This window comes from Mesorhizobium sp. M0910 (genome assembly GCF_040319465.1).
Classification (GTDB): Bacteria; Pseudomonadota; Alphaproteobacteria; order Rhizobiales; family Rhizobiaceae; genus Mesorhizobium.
In genome coordinates this window covers 437,662-450,562 of the sequence record NZ_JAMYNZ010000004.1, presented here as the reverse complement: position 1 = coordinate 450,562, position 12,901 = coordinate 437,662, and the positions used below count along the sequence as shown (strand labels likewise).

Sequence of the window (12,901 nt, the reverse complement as noted above, 5' to 3'; positions counted from 1 at the left end):
CCGAATTGCTACTGCGCGCCGCGCGCGACGCGCTCGATTTCCTCGCGCACCAGCCGCTCGACCAGCGTCGGAAGGTTGTTGTCCAGCCAGTCCTGCAGCATGGGCCGCAGCATCTCCTCGGCCATCTCGTCGAAAGTCTTCTTGCTGCGGCTGGCAAACGCGTCGGAAAGCTCGCCGAAGGCGGCGGCAACCTGCCGGCCCGTATGCTCCGAAAGGATTGCCGGACGTGCGGGCGGCGCCTCGCTGGCCGCCAGACGCGCCAATCCGATTTTCGAAGATTCCGGGCCGATTTTCGAAGGTTCCGGGCCGCTTTCCGAAGGCTTCGGCCCAATTTCCGAAGGCTCCGGCACAGGTCCAGCAGTCGCCTCGTTCTCGAAAACCTCGGCTTTCGGCTCGGCGTCGGGCGTCCGGAGTGGCTCGGCGCGCTCCGGCTTGGCCATCGCGTCGCCGACCGCGGCGATCTCGCGCCGCCAATCGGCGATGATGGTGTCGGTCGTCTCGGCAGCCTTGGCTGCCGCAGGCTGATCCGGCTTTGCGGGAGCGGTGTTCACCTCAGCCAGCGTCACCGCTGCCTTTACCGGGCCGGCGCGCAGCGGCGTTTCCTGGGGCTCAATGACCGGCGCGGCCGTTGGCTGCACCTCGGCGCGCGTGGCCGGCTTGGCGATCTCCAGCCCGCCGCGCAGTTCGGAGCGGAACGCATCCGCCTCTGCTGCCCGTCCGGCTGCCGGCGCCGGTTGCAGATCCTGGCGCAGCTCGTCGGCGTCGCCCGGCTGCTTGCGGCCGGTATCGCTGTCCTCGATGATCCTTCTGATGGAAGCTAGTATTTCTTCCATGGAAGGTTCGCGCTGTACGCTGCTTGCCGTCGCCATCGTCACATCCGCCGCCCTTGTGACTCGTTCTCAGATTTCCTGTCCGGCAATGCCGGATTCGAATCATGGCAACAGCGTAACCGACGGAACGGCTTGCGAGAATCCCCAATCTGGCGACATCTCGGATTTCAACAGATTAGGGTCGGGAGTTGAAAGCCCGCGCGTCGTTCGAGCGCGGGCTGAAAACACGGCCTGGCGATCAGCGGCCGTCCGGCGTGCGCAGACCGATCCACTTGTCCTTGACGGCGTTGTAATGCTCTTCGGGCCTGTACTTCGTCACGTTGAGCGCAAGGCGGTCTGCCGACAAATGGCCAACCGCCGAGAGGATGGCATAGCTCGCCACCACCACGTCGCGTTCGGCGCTGACAAGATTGATCTTGGCGGTGATGAGGGTCGCCTGCGCGTTGAGCACGTCGAGCGTGGTGCGCTGGCCGACATTGCGCTCTTCGATGACGCCGTTCAGGGCAAGCTGCGCGGCGGCGACCACCTGCCGGTTGGCCGTGACGCTTTGCTGCGCGGCGGTGTATTGCGACCATGCCGAGGTCACCGCCTGGCGCACGGTGTCGCGGCTGACATCGACCTCGATACGGGCCTGGCTAAGTGATTCCTTTGATTGGCGAACCAATGCCGAGGTCCGGCCGCCGGAATAGATCGGTATCGTCAATGTCGCACCGATGTTCGCCGAATTGGTTACGCCATCCTGTGTCGAGGAGAGCGAGCCGGGCGCGGTGCCGCGATAGGCGCTCGAAACACCCGCCGACGCCGAGAGTTGAGGCAGCAGCGCGCCTTCGGCAGACTTCACCGAAAACGCCGCCGCGTCGACCAGATGCGCGGTGGCGAGGATGGCCGGATGCTCGGCCGATGCGATCGCGATCGCCGCATCGAGGCTCGACGGCAACAGCTTCGACAGCGGCGAAGCCGGCCTGAGACGGCCGGGCTCATCGCCGACGATCTGGCGATAGGTCGCGGCGCTTGCCAGCGCCGTGGCGCGGGCGGCGCTCAACTGTGCCACCGCGGAGGCACGCTGGGCGTCGGCTTGCGCGACGTCGGTGCGGGTACCTTCGCCGACCTCGAAGCGCGAACGCGCCGCACGCGCCTGCTCGGTCAGGAATTGCAGGTTCTGTTCGGTCAGCACGGCGACCTGACGGTCGCGGATGACGTCCATATAGGCGCTTGCCGCGTTGAAAAGAGTGTTTTCTTCGGCGTTGCGCAGGCTTTCGAACGAAGCGCGGACCCGGGATTCGGCGGCCGCCACATTGTTCCTGGTCTGAAAACCGTCAAACAGCGTCTGGTCGATCTCGACGCCGAAGTTGCCGGTGGTCAACGAGATGTTTCGGTGCAACAGGTTGCTGTGGCTGGCGGTATAATCAATACTTCCGGAACCGGTGATGGTCGGGCGCCAGCCGGACTTGGCGATGGCAACGCCCTCGTCGGTGACGCGAACGCCGGCGCGTGAAGAATTGAGAGAGGAATTGTTCTGATAGGCCTTTGAAAGTGCCCCGAGAATGGTTTCGGCCGAGGCGGCCATTGGAGAAAGCGCGGTCGCCGAAACGAGGACAGCGGTAAAAAGCAACTTGCGTACAGACGGCACGTTATATTCCCTCATTCGTTTTGCACGGGAACTGCGCCACGCTGGCTTCTCCTTCTGATCAGCCGGCGCCGCGTTTTTTATCGTTCCCCCGCTGAAAGCCCCCAAGAAACACCCGGTTATGCAGATCAGCAACGATTGTTCAAACGCAAGCGATCATGACAGCGCCTTCGCTGCAAGGCAAAATCACTCAGAATTCGAAGGCGGGAATGCGTTCGAATCCCGGTAGTGGCTTAATTGCCGCATTAAATGCGCGTCTTCCCGTTACAACCCCTCCAGTCTTAAAAAAAAGCCGGGCTACGCCCGAATTGCCCTGCCCTTCAACGGCGACGAGTCGGCCGCCTTCGGCAAGCTGGTCGAACAGCGCCGCCGGCACCTCGCCGACGCTGCCACCGATCAAGATGACGTCGTAAGGCCCATTGGCGGCATGGCCTTGCGGCAACGGTCCCTGGACCACGGTGACATTGCCGGAACCCAGCGCAGCAAGCGTCGAAGTGGCGGTCTCGGCCAGCGCCGGATCGCTTTCCAGCGCGACGACGGACCTTGCCAGCCGCGACAGGATCGCCGCCGCATAGCCGGTGCCGCAGCCGACATCGAGTGCCGAATCGCTTGGGCCGATATCGGCCAGCTGCATCAGCTTGGCCAATGGCGACGGTTCCATCAGATAGCGCGGACCATCGGCCGTATCGGCAATGCGGATGTCCTCGTCGATATAGGCAAGGTCACGCTGGCCGGGGGCAACAAAGGCCTCGCGCGGCACGACAAGCATAGCCTCGAGCAGCGGTGCGCTGGTCACGTCGGTGGTGCGGATCTGGCCGTCGACCATCTTCACCCGGCGTTCGGCAAAATCAGCGCTCATGTTCCAACCATCCGCTTGCCGCGCAAAGGCCGCGGCTGTTTCGACCGGAACTGAAGCCCCCTGGCGCTGACGCGCGGGAGCTCGGGCATTGGAGGCCTCGCCCGGAATCGAACCGGGGTGCAAGGATTTGCAGTCCTCTGCGTAACCACTCCGCCACGAGGCCTCATTGCTCCCGGCGTTCCACCCGGCTCCAATAGGTTGCGGCGAAAATGCCGTCAAGCGGCCACCATGCATTCCCAACGGTTCTTCCGACATCGAGGCTCTGCTTATCAATGCAATGCCATGCTAGCAATAACATATTAGCTTATCGTTAAGGATGATCCTCGGCGACAGGAACCCGAAACCGGCGGCCACGTTGGGCAGAAAGGAGGGTTCCGCCATGGGTCGAGCAGCTACGAAAGACGGCACACCGCGCGGATTGTCGCAGTCTGCAGAGCTTGTGCGCTATGCCATCGACCGCCTCAGCATAGAAGGCGCAAACAGCCTGCCGCCGCGCGACCGGGCGCGGCTGGCATCGGCTACCGCCGTTCTCAAGGAGCTCTGCGAACGCCTGGAAAGCTGTTTCGACCAGCCTCGGTGATGACCACGCCGCTCTCAAACAATTGCCCTGTTTCCGGCCTGTCAGCAGGGCAACCTCAATCCGGCCGGCGGCGTCGCTCCCACCAGACGACGAAGCGGCGCCGGTGACGGCGCACCAACGCGAATTCGTAAGAGAGCACCAGCAATCCGATCGGCACCATCCAGAAACCCAGGATCGGCAGGAAGCCGAGAATGCCGCCGATGATCAGCACGACGCCGATCGCAATCCGGAGGCCGCGCGAACGCGGCATGGTGAACTGGCGGCCGAAGACCGAGATTTTCCGGGCCGGTGGCTGGTCGTCGCTCATTGCCGTCATGTGAAATGTCGATCCGTTTGCATCAGTAGCACCATCACCCGGAGAAAGCCGCAACGGCCTTTTCCGTTCCGTGACAGGCGAGAGACAGCTCATATGAGGGCGCTTGCCGGCCATTGCCAGAAAGCCCTGCGCCAAAAAGCACCGAAAAAATGCGAAATGCTTCTTTGCAAAGCCGAAACGGGTTTGCTATAGGCTGCCCCACTCACGCAAGAGCCTCTGTTCCCCGGTAGCTCAGTGGTAGAGCAACCGGCTGTTAACCGGTTGGTCGCTGGTTCGAATCCGGCCCGGGGAGCCACTATCACCAGAAAAGGCTTGAAACCCAAGGATTGCAAGGGTTTCCGCTTCCCCAGAGATACACCGCGCGATACACTGCGGGGTACCCTGAGCATGAAGATTGATGTGAAGCACATACAGAAACGTGGCAAGGCAGGCTGGCGCTACAGGCGCAAAATTCCTGAGGAACTTCGGGCCATTCTCGGCAAACGGGAACACCTCGTGCCGCTTGGCGCCACCGAACAAGAAGCCCTTAAGAAGTATCCGAAGGTTCACGCCGACGCCGAGAAACTCTTAGCCGATGCGGTCAAGCGCGCCAGAGGACCGGCCCCGACAGAGTGGGGTCATTTCCGCGACGGTATAGCTGCTGCCCGCAAGATGGGCTTCCGCCAAGACCGCGACTTCCCGTTTGCCGACGAGATCGAGCATGACACGGACTGGCAGGCCAGATTGAAGGCTGTCGAGAAGATTGCCGGCAAGTACGTTCCAGATTTCGACAGTGTCGAGTACGACGACGACGACCTCCCCCTCCCCGATTTCCTCCCGACCGAGGCAGACACCGCATTGGCGCGCGGGCTGATGCTGAACCCTTCGGGTACGCCAGCCCCGACCCTTGAGGATGCCAAGAGGCTCTATCTTAAGGAACGCGTTGGGGACGACGAGACGAAGCAGATGGAGCTTGAGCGGGTCTTCAAGCTCGTCGTGGAGGCACTTGGCAAGGACCGCAAGCTGGCAAGCGTCAAGCGCGAGGACGCCAAGGAAGTTCGCGATCACATGCTCGATGGGCGCAAAGCGTCTTCTGTAGACCGCTACTTGAACGTGGTCCGTGCGGTCATCAACCACGCCATAAGGGAATTTGACTTAGCCGGCGCCACCAACCCCTTTATGAACTTGGAGGCTGCGCCGAAGGACAGGGCAGAGCCCGACAAGGACAAGCGTCGGCCATTCACCCTGGACGAGGTTGCAGCCATAACCGCCCGCATTGCCTACCATGCCAAGACGGACCTTCGACACATTTGGACAATTCTAAATGGAACCGGGTGCCGCCTCGCTGAGGTCTCAGGCCTTCGTGTCGCGGACGTGTGCCTTGACCACGCCATTCCGCACATCACGGTCGAGTGGCATGACGACCGCCGGATCAAGAATAAAGTGTCACGTCGCAACGTCCCTCTGATAGGCGACGCTCTTGAGGCCGCAAAGGAAGCCGTCAAAGCCGCCGGCAAAGCCACAATGCTGTTCCCTGCCTATGGTCGACCCCGTGGTCCCGCGTCAGCCTCCGCTGCCCTCGGCAAGCATGTCCGCGCCTGCGTGTCTGACCCTAAGGCCACCACCCATTCCCTTCGCCACCTGATGAAAGACCGGCTGCGACTGGCCGGCGTCACCAAGTCAGACCAAGACATAGTCCTTGGGCACTCCTCGGGCAGCGTTGGGGAGGACTATGGGGGCGACGAGGCGCGGCTTGAGGTCGCCAGACGGGCGCTTGGGAAGGCAATGGCCTGACGTAGTAACGCCGGACGGGGCCAACTTGTTGCTCGAAGCAAAGAAGCGCTCCTGCCTGGCACTTTTTTGTGTCACCTGTTTGCCATCTCATCGTTTGGCAGGCGACTATCGGCTCGTCCTCAAAGATGAGACAGCTTCCCACGTCACCTATTCATCGAGCACGAATTTCTGGAAGAACTCGGCGTAGGGCTCGCGTGAGTTCGGGAACGAGGTTGTTGCGCAGAGCGCGTGTTAGCCACATTTCGAACTCACCCAATGGTGTGTTCTTGAGATGTCTCGCTACAAGGGCCATCAATCCCTTGTTGTCATAGTGCTTGGCCAGCTCGGCTAAGTCCTGATCTGCGGCAGCGGCGTTGATTCGGGCAGACGCCGCCGCTCCGATTGCAGCCACATCCAATGCAGATGTCTTAACAGCATATTCGGTGGCAATGTCCGCAACCGTGCTTGCGCCGCTGAGATCAATCTTCTTCAATGTGCGGTCAATTCGCCTGCGGCAGTACCGCGCGACACTTGCCGCCGATGCGGGGGTTACGTCGGCGATGACAGCTTGCCGAAATGTATCAAGCCGGTCGTTGAGGTCTGCCCCACGATAGCCCTCGTGCTGCGCGATTGCGCGTCCCACGTCAGGCAGCAGGAAGAGGTTCTCTATCTCCGAAACCGGCAATACGGCGACGCCGAGCTTACCCAAATTGGCAACCTCTTCCGCAGAATAGTCGTCGGCATCGACGATCCCCGAACAGGTCACCCGCGTAAGATGGGCATTGGCCCTCATTGTGACGACGGAATGAATTACTTCTTCGCAAGAACCGCGCGGAATGACAGTCCATTCCGGATAGCAACAGCGAAAAACAGCTGTGTCGAGACTGGTTTTGCTGCCTTCGACAAACAGAATTGCACGTCGGCTGCCGAGGATAAGCGTCGCAATCTCTTCATCAAAACCAGTATCCTCTGGAACCGGTTCGATTATCCAACCGGCCTTAGGGTCATAGTCGCGGATTAGGAATTTTCCGGCAATGCGGGACGCGGCAAACTCGAGGTCATGCGTGATGAAAATGAAAGCGCAATCCGGCCGTGCCGCCTCAAGCTCGTCCCATAGTTTGGCCATGATGGATCTATGAACATGAAGCTCCGGCTCGTCAAAGATCAGAAGTATGTCCGGGTCGGCGGCGAGAACTTGGCCAATCATGTAGAACACTGAGCGCTCGCCATCGCTCATATCCTTAGCGTTGTATTCGGTATCCGATCCCGCGACCTGAACCCGAATGTCATCACCGGAGATCACGAGCCTGCGGTTAGGAAGAAGCCGCTGCCAAATGTCGGCAAGAAGCTCGAACTTCGTCATCTCGGCCGGAGATGTGTCACCGGCTCTGGCCTTTTGGTGGGTCCGCAGCGTCTTATTCATCTGATCGGCAAAAAGGGCTTGAAGCAGGACGTCGAAGTCATTGAGGAGCCCAGTTGCCATGTCCCCATGCCAGCGGCTTCCTACACGGTGATCAAAGCTCGCACCTATGCCAGTATGGCCGGTCCGAAGCCCCAGCAACGCTACCTCCTCGTTGATTTTGGCGACCGTGGGCTTCAGCGAGAGTGCCCTATGGGCGGAAATACGGTGCGCGCGCAGCCGAAGTTGGTTCTCTATTTCGACGGCGAGGCGCGTCTTGCCTCCGCCGTTTGATCCAACAAAGATCAGGGAAGTGCCGGGCAGTATGATGAAAGGGATCGGACCGCCAGGGCTTCGGGTCGTGAACTCAAAGGGCATAGACCATCAATCTTTTGATTGTTGCACCACTGGCAAGCGCGAGGGCTGCCAAATGTGTCGCCCTGAGCCGAACGTATTGGGGTCGAAGTGGGAAGTAAGGCGACTGTCATCAGTTAGCATGGGCCGGTTATCGCGTGCAATCGATGAGCCTTGATTGCCTCAGGTCAATAGCGTCTTTTTCAATCCTCATCCCTCCAAAGGACCCGCCGAACAACCTTTATCTGGGCAAGCCGCCTAATCCGAATGCCCTGCCGCTCGCGCCATTGGGTTGTATGTCTCGGCTGCATGAAGTCGTCTTGCCGCATCGTTCGCAGCTCATTTTGGTCCCGACCAACTCAGCCTCAATGTCCCCAAAGATTTCCTTTAGCCCACCCGGCCACCAACGCTTGACGTTAAAGAGCCCGCAGCGGACCAGCACAAATGATCGTTCGCAACGGGCGCCTTCAGGAACAAACTGACGCGCGCTCTGCTTGGGCCATTCTGTGTTGGTCTGCCGTGCAGTGGCTTGACCGGAGGCGCGGCTGACACGTCACGCGGGCCTGTGCTGTCGCACGATCCTCCACTCGTGCCAGATCAGCACCATGACGACCGCATCGAAGACGGTCAGTACGAGCAGGCCCGGAGAGTGGGTATAGGAATAGCGGTAGACTTGGTAGACCATGAATGCGCCCAGCGCGACGAGGGAGGCCGGGTACGACCAGAGCTTGCCTCGCAAAAGGCCGACGACCAATAGCAGCTTTATCAGGCCGTGGCTGAGCAGGTAGAAGGCGTAGAACTCCTTGCTGGCGACGGAAAAATGGCCTGCCATCTGCGACAGATAGCCAGCTATGAAATCATTCGGATCTTCGATCAATTCCTCTTGGGTGAAGGCATTGACCCACGAGGCAATGGTGTCTGTGGTGACGAGATAAAGCAGGACACCGCCAAGGCATTCGATCAGGGCGTGCGCACCCTTGAGCCAGACGCTGACTTCAAAAATCTGATGGATGCGGCGTTCATCAAAAGCCTTCACAACCCACCTCGCGGTCAATAACGGAACCAAACAATGGATGCAGCTCTCACTCACTGGATCAACGCGGCAGCCGGGCTCAGCCCTTTCCTAGATAGAGCAATGATTGGCGTCTCACAGATCGGCGTTCCGCTGATGGTGCTGGCCGTGGCCCTACAATGGTGGGCGAAGGTCGACCGCTACCATGTCCGTCACGCGGCCTTGTCGGCCGGTCTGGCGTTCCTGCTCGGCCTTGCGATCAACCAGTTCATTCTTCTGTTCGTGCATCGGATGCGGCCCTACGATGCCGGTGTGACCCACTTGTTGATTGCGCCCAGCGCCGACTGGTCATTCCCGTCCGATCACGCGACAGCCGCCATTGCGATTGTTGCGGCCTTTGCGATGCAAGGCCTCCCGCGCCGGACGATTGCGCTCTTCATCATGGCATTTCTGATTTGCTGGTCGAGAATTTACATCGGCACTCACTACCTTACCGACGTTCTCGGCGGTGCCATCACTGGCGTCTTAGGTGCCGGTGTGGTGCGATTGACTTACCGCAAGAACTCCCGGCTGGACAATCTGGTGACCAAAATTCTTTAGATTGATGCGGCTCGAGACGCATCGATAGTGGCAAGGTGAGCGGTAACAGGGCTAGCCAGATTGCCGTAACACCCCTTCCTCCTTGGCAGCAGCCTCGAAGGCCTTACGGGCTTCCTCCGGGGTAGCCCGGTCCCCGACGGCCTCGATGCACACTTGCACAGCCTTCCGCCACTTAGGTCCCATCTTGGTCCACTTCATGAGTTCCTCGGCGGCACCCTCGACATTGTTGCAGCCGTAGGTGACCCCAGGTCGTTGGGTCTTGAGAAAGGCCGGCCGGTGTCAGCAATGGTCAGTTTCCTGCAATGCTAGATCGGTAAGTTCATGTCGGAAGTTGACGCTCTGCTCCCCGGACCTGGATGGCGAAGTAGAGCTGGTCGCCAGCGAACGCCAGTGCGCGATGGCGGCCAGGTGGTCTGAGCGTTATCTCTTCATGCACTGCCCGGAGCCGCCGGGATCGCAGACTTCTCCTACACCGCAATCGAAATCGCGTGTGCAGGCGGGCGGCGACAAGGGCGGGGCGAGGACGATATAAGGCGTATGGACCTTCTCGCCAGGCGGCACGAAAGCCGGCGCTCGCTCGCCTGGGTCACCGAGCGTGCGGATATAGAGATAGAGCGACTTCTTGTCCTCATCGCTCATAGCCCGTACATTATACCGCGGCATCGGTGGATAAGTCTCAAGGCCTCGAAGATATGAAACGAAGCCGTCGGCTGTGAGGTCGGCGGCCGTCAGCCGTAGGTTTGCCGCATAGCTGGTTCCCCACGGTCCCTGAAAGCCGAGTGCATTTCCCTTGAAAGCCTTGGCCGGATCGATCTTGCCGCCACTTTCGCTATATCCTTCGGTGTGGCAATCGTGGCAGCCGCCGATGATGGAGATGTAGAGTCCTCGCTCGACCGAAGGTTCCCCTGCCGCCGGCGCGGCATTGAGAGCAAGCGCGGCAATGCACATCAACCAATATGCACGCATCACATCCCCTTCCTTGGTGCCGAACGGCGGTGCCGAACGGCTTCTGGAAGGGACTTGTGTCCGGCTTTGTCGCGCTTTGTCATGTCGGCCGAGCTTCCCCGCCTGTCGCGCAACTCGGAGATGAGGGAATGGTTGCATTAGGGATCAGGAATGTTTGGGAACTGGGCTCGGGTAACTGGCACATTCGGCCCTATCAGACGAGCGTAGCACCAACCCCTCTTCCTTGGCAGCCGCCAAGAATGCCTTGCGGCACTCCTCAGGCTCCATCTCGTCGGCAATCACAGCGAGGCATACGTGCACCGCGAGGTTCCACTGAAGGCCATGGTTGGTCCACTTCAGGAGTTCCTCAGCGGCTGCTTCAGCGTTGCTAACCTTCCGCGTCGAACCGCTACCCTCGGTGCTGACAGGGACCGGCGGGGAGAACCAATGGAGCGCCATGCAGTCACTCTTTGTCGGCCCGATCACGTTCCTGCAGCAAATGCTTTTGCTCAGCCGGCAGCTCCCGTTCTACGGGCAGATTTAGCAGGTTGCGAAGGTAATTGCGGATTACCTCTGAAGTGATCCACCGCCGCACAACTTCGGCAATAACCTTCCGTTTGGCTGCGTCAATTTCGACCACGTTCGGTGCGGACCCGTAGGTCGGACCTATCCCCCATGTTTCCCACATCTTTGGTCACCATCCCCGGCGAAGATACGGACACCGCCCCGCTCACCTTAACGTTGACCGTATAGGTTCTTCTAGGCGTCTTCTCCAATTCTCGCTTCCTGTAGATCTGGAAACGAATCGACGGGGTTAAAGCTTTGACCTGCCGGCGTGGCGCGGTGTCTATGTCGACAGTCACCTCGCCTGCCACGTCCGCCTTGGCCGCCTCCAGCGATGCAATCACGACGTCGTTTAGCCAAGCCATTGCTTGATCGCTGAAGTCCGCCATGGGGCCATCTCGCTTCCCCATCTCCGCGCCGCCGACGGGCTCCTCCTGCTGACGGCGAGCTTTCTTCCCGCGCTCAAGGGCTTCTTTAAACTTTGCCATCCCTGTTGCTCCGATTTGTCATCAGGCCACCCCCGTCAGATCGGCTATGGCGCTCTCCCATTTCACTAGAACGCGCACAGTCGGGGTACGTTGCGTTGGGGAGCCTTTGGGTTCGCCGCTATTCAGCGTTTGGTCAGGCACAACGAACGTTGACGTTAGACAATGCTTCGGCCACTACCTTGTCAGGCACAACGCTTGAACTGGACAAAGCCGTGAAGCAGTACGTCATCTACACCCGCGTTTTGACGGACTGGCTTTGCGTTTCGTCCGTGCTTATGAAGCAGCTCGCTCACCAGCTGGTTGCAATTGCCGTTGGCGCAACTTTCTGATGTGAATGACCCGACCACTAGCTATGAAGGCGATTTCCGCGCCTTCGCGCGGACCGGCCGCCTGGAAGAAGGTGACCTTGCTTTCCGGCTCGATCGTGATGATTTCGCGCAGATCAGCACCGGCGATCGTAGCTTCGCGCACGAAGTGGGTCGCGCTCTCCTCCACGACGTCGCAACGGGTGCAGAGGCCTGCGGGCAGGAACAGGCGGGCGTCGCGCGCCTTGAGTTCCAGGCCCTGCCATATCTGCGCACGGGTCAGCTTGGTCTCGCCTCGGGGATTCACCGGAACGGTAGCGGTCGAGTAAATCATGATATGTCTCCTGGACAGAACGTCGGTGATGGGGCTCAGCCGGCAATTGCGGCCGCATAGTCGCGATAAGAGCGCAACGGTCGGCCCAGCAGCGCGGTCAGCCGATCGACATCGCCGGCGTCGGGGACCATGCCGTCCGTGAGGAAGCGCTCCGCCATCAGGCGCATGTCGAGCGCCATCCAGCTCGGCATGAACTGCCGCAGGTTCTGTTCGAAGCCGGTGGTGTCGTCGCCGGGATACGCGACATGGCGTCCCAGGACATCCGCCCAGATGGCCGCGACATCCGCGCCGGTCAGCGTGTCGGGGCCGACCAGGTTGATGCGGTCGAACGGCAGCGGCGCCGCGGCCTGCTCGCGGCGGATGAGTTCGATCGCGGCGATCTCGCCGATGTCCCGCGCGTCGATCATGGCGATGCCCTTGGCTCCGATCGGCATCGGATAGATGCCGTAGCCGATCACCACGTCGTTGATCGTGATGTCGTTGTCCATGAAGTAGGCGGGCCGCAGGATGGTGGCGTTGAGCTCCATCTGCTCGATCATCCGCTCGACGCCGAACTTGCCCGCGAAATGCGGCACATTGACGTAGATGTCGCTGTGGATCACCGACAGGTAGACGATCCGCTCGATGCCGGCCTCACGGGCAACGGCCAGCGCTACCAGCGCCTGGGTGTATTCGTCGGCCACCACCGCGTTCAGCAGGAAAAGGGTGGAGACGCCGGAGAACGCCTTGCGCAGGGAATCGACATCGAGCAGGTCGCCCTGCACGACATCTACGCCAGTGGGGAAATTGGCCTTCGAGGGATCGCGAACCAAAGCGCGCACATCGGCGCCACGCTTCACGAGCTGTTCGACTACGTTGCGGCCGACATTGCCGGTCGCGCCGGTAACGAGAATGGTCATGGGATTACTCCTGAGTTGAGCCGGATGGCGTCCCAGA

13 protein-coding genes, 2 tRNA genes and 2 pseudogenes are annotated in these 12,901 nt (G+C 60.5%); 4 read left to right on the top strand and 13 right to left on the bottom strand.

The genetic code is table 11. The features are described 5' to 3' along the window. Nucleotides 1-8: 8 nt before the first annotated feature. The 4 genes from NKH78_RS13165 to NKH78_RS13150 all read right to left on the bottom strand — a co-directional run bounded on the left by NKH78_RS13165 (nucleotide 9) and on the right by NKH78_RS13150 (nucleotide 3,479). On the bottom strand, nucleotides 9-869 hold the full coding sequence (locus NKH78_RS13165; protein ID WP_352777454.1) for a PopZ family protein: 861 nt from the start codon (nucleotides 867-869) through the stop codon (nucleotides 9-11). A gap of 199 nt (nucleotides 870-1,068) precedes the next feature. Beyond that, nucleotides 1,069-2,460 (bottom strand): TolC family outer membrane protein, encoded by a 1,392-nt coding sequence (locus tag NKH78_RS13160; protein WP_352737155.1) that lies wholly within the window; start codon nucleotides 2,458-2,460, stop codon nucleotides 1,069-1,071. Between the two features lie 187 nt (nucleotides 2,461-2,647). Beyond that, on the bottom strand, nucleotides 2,648-3,316 hold the full coding sequence (locus tag NKH78_RS13155; RefSeq protein WP_352689942.1) for a protein-L-isoaspartate O-methyltransferase family protein: 669 nt from the start codon (nucleotides 3,314-3,316) through the stop codon (nucleotides 2,648-2,650). Between the two features lie 89 nt (nucleotides 3,317-3,405). Next, nucleotides 3,406-3,479, bottom strand: a tRNA-Cys gene (locus tag NKH78_RS13150). Between the two features lie 216 nt (nucleotides 3,480-3,695). Between NKH78_RS13150 and NKH78_RS13145 the strand changes: the two genes are divergently transcribed. After that, on the top strand, nucleotides 3,696-3,896 hold the full coding sequence (locus NKH78_RS13145; RefSeq protein WP_352505831.1) for a hypothetical protein: 201 nt from the start codon (nucleotides 3,696-3,698) through the stop codon (nucleotides 3,894-3,896). 55 nt (nucleotides 3,897-3,951) lie between these two features. Here NKH78_RS13145 and NKH78_RS13140 read toward each other — a convergent pair whose 3' ends face one another. Next, nucleotides 3,952-4,212 (bottom strand): hypothetical protein, encoded by a 261-nt coding sequence (locus NKH78_RS13140; RefSeq protein ID WP_254818304.1) that lies wholly within the window; start codon nucleotides 4,210-4,212, stop codon nucleotides 3,952-3,954. 220 nt (nucleotides 4,213-4,432) lie between these two features. On the opposite strand from NKH78_RS13140, the gene NKH78_RS13135 reads away from it, so the two are divergent. Both NKH78_RS13135 and NKH78_RS13130 read left to right on the top strand, forming a co-directional pair. After that, a tRNA-Asn gene (locus tag NKH78_RS13135) sits at nucleotides 4,433-4,507 on the top strand. A gap of 92 nt (nucleotides 4,508-4,599) precedes the next feature. Further along, nucleotides 4,600-5,985, top strand: coding sequence for a tyrosine-type recombinase/integrase (locus NKH78_RS13130; protein WP_352777455.1), 1,386 nt, complete (start codon nucleotides 4,600-4,602; stop codon nucleotides 5,983-5,985). 151 nt (nucleotides 5,986-6,136) lie between these two features. Here the strand turns inward: NKH78_RS13130 and NKH78_RS13125 are convergent, their stop codons facing one another. Together NKH78_RS13125 and NKH78_RS13120 are read right to left on the bottom strand one after the other, a co-directional pair. After that, nucleotides 6,137-7,741 carry an AAA family ATPase gene (locus NKH78_RS13125; protein WP_352883033.1) on the bottom strand — a complete coding sequence of 535 codons (1,605 nt, stop codon included), beginning with the start codon at nucleotides 7,739-7,741 and terminating at the stop codon, nucleotides 6,137-6,139. 529 nt (nucleotides 7,742-8,270) lie between these two features. After that, nucleotides 8,271-8,753, bottom strand: coding sequence for a DUF2127 domain-containing protein (locus tag NKH78_RS13120; protein WP_352737158.1), 483 nt, complete (start codon nucleotides 8,751-8,753; stop codon nucleotides 8,271-8,273). A gap of 33 nt (nucleotides 8,754-8,786) precedes the next feature. Here NKH78_RS13120 and NKH78_RS13115 point away from each other — a divergent pair, with 33 nt between their 5' ends. Next, the gene (locus NKH78_RS13115; protein WP_352737159.1) at nucleotides 8,787-9,329 is read left to right on the top strand and encodes a phosphatase PAP2 family protein; all 543 of its coding nucleotides are present in this window, start codon (nucleotides 8,787-8,789) and stop codon (nucleotides 9,327-9,329) included. A gap of 51 nt (nucleotides 9,330-9,380) precedes the next feature. Here the strand turns inward: NKH78_RS13115 and NKH78_RS13110 are convergent. The 6 genes and pseudogenes from NKH78_RS13110 to NKH78_RS13085 all read right to left on the bottom strand — a co-directional run. Then, nucleotides 9,381-9,560, bottom strand: a pseudogene (locus tag NKH78_RS13110) (DUF982 domain-containing protein); the annotation flags it as partial. 189 nt (nucleotides 9,561-9,749) lie between these two features. Beyond that, the gene (locus NKH78_RS13105; protein ID WP_352737160.1) at nucleotides 9,750-10,295 is read right to left on the bottom strand and encodes a hypothetical protein; all 546 of its coding nucleotides are present in this window, start codon (nucleotides 10,293-10,295) and stop codon (nucleotides 9,750-9,752) included. Nucleotides 10,296-10,439: 144 nt separating this feature from the next. After that, complete coding sequence (locus tag NKH78_RS13100) at nucleotides 10,440-10,733, bottom strand: DUF982 domain-containing protein (RefSeq protein WP_352704558.1); 294 nt, start codon at nucleotides 10,731-10,733, stop codon at nucleotides 10,440-10,442. Nucleotides 10,734-10,900: 167 nt separating this feature from the next. After that, entirely contained in the window at nucleotides 10,901-11,326 is a 426-nt protein-coding gene (locus NKH78_RS13095) for a hypothetical protein (protein ID WP_352883030.1), read from the bottom strand. 360 nt (nucleotides 11,327-11,686) lie between these two features. Next, nucleotides 11,687-11,965, bottom strand: a pseudogene (locus NKH78_RS13090) (AtaL-like protein); the annotation flags it as partial. A 35-nt stretch (nucleotides 11,966-12,000) separates the two neighbouring features. Then, nucleotides 12,001-12,864: an SDR family oxidoreductase gene (locus NKH78_RS13085; RefSeq protein WP_352737161.1), complete on the bottom strand. Its 864-nt coding sequence runs from the start codon at nucleotides 12,862-12,864 to the stop codon at nucleotides 12,001-12,003. Nucleotides 12,865-12,901: the final 37 nt, after the last annotated feature.

Bases quoted from the DNA above. Each gene is read 5' to 3' on its own strand.
- NKH78_RS13105 (WP_352737160.1), bottom strand. From the start codon at position 10,295: ATGCGTGCATATTGGTTGATGTGCATTGCCGCGCTTGCTCTCAATGCC.
- NKH78_RS13100 (WP_352704558.1), bottom strand. From the start codon at position 10,733: ATGGCGCTCCATTGGTTCTCCCCGCCGGTCCCTGTCAGCACCGAGGGT.
- NKH78_RS13130 (WP_352777455.1), top strand. From the start codon at position 4,600: ATGAAGATTGATGTGAAGCACATACAGAAACGTGGCAAGGCAGGCTGG.
- NKH78_RS13145 (WP_352505831.1), top strand. From the start codon at position 3,696: ATGGGTCGAGCAGCTACGAAAGACGGCACACCGCGCGGATTGTCGCAG.
- NKH78_RS13095 (WP_352883030.1), bottom strand. From the start codon at position 11,326: ATGGCAAAGTTTAAAGAAGCCCTTGAGCGCGGGAAGAAAGCTCGCCGT.
- NKH78_RS13085 (WP_352737161.1), bottom strand. From the start codon at position 12,864: ATGACCATTCTCGTTACCGGCGCGACCGGCAATGTCGGCCGCAACGTA.
- NKH78_RS13155 (WP_352689942.1), bottom strand. From the start codon at position 3,316: ATGAGCGCTGATTTTGCCGAACGCCGGGTGAAGATGGTCGACGGCCAG.
- NKH78_RS13165 (WP_352777454.1), bottom strand. From the start codon at position 869: ATGGCGACGGCAAGCAGCGTACAGCGCGAACCTTCCATGGAAGAAATA.
- NKH78_RS13125 (WP_352883033.1), bottom strand. From the start codon at position 7,741: ATGCCCTTTGAGTTCACGACCCGAAGCCCTGGCGGTCCGATCCCTTTC.
- NKH78_RS13115 (WP_352737159.1), top strand. From the start codon at position 8,787: ATGGATGCAGCTCTCACTCACTGGATCAACGCGGCAGCCGGGCTCAGC.
- NKH78_RS13140 (WP_254818304.1), bottom strand. From the start codon at position 4,212: ATGACGGCAATGAGCGACGACCAGCCACCGGCCCGGAAAATCTCGGTC.